Here is a 228-nt window from a genome sequence, read left to right as displayed (position 1 = left end):
ACAGTCCGTCCATTTCCCCATGATCGCCGATCAGCGCCAGCGGGTATGGAATGTCCAGCATTTGCTCCAAATCTTTCAGATCGCGCTTCTGGAAGCTGAGCAGAATAATGCCATCCACTTGGCCTTCGAAGAGCAGATGCAGGAACGATGCCTCACGTTTAGCGTTTGAAGTTCCACTGTAAAAAATGCAGTTATATCCTTTCCGGTTCGCGACCTCTTCAATGCCCC

The 228-nt window shown here is 50.4% G+C and carries 1 pseudogene; it reads right to left on the bottom strand.

From position 1 onward, the window contains the following. Positions 1 to 228 (bottom strand): annotated as a pseudogene (locus tag KVT27_RS26510) (hypothetical protein); the annotation flags it as partial.

This window comes from Lysinibacillus sp. GbtcB16 (assembly GCF_019091145.1).
Taxonomy (GTDB): domain Bacteria; phylum Bacillota; class Bacilli; order Bacillales_A; family Planococcaceae; genus Lysinibacillus; species Lysinibacillus fusiformis.
The sequence above is the reverse complement of the archived record's forward strand: the minus strand, read 5'-3'. Positions and strand labels throughout refer to the sequence as shown.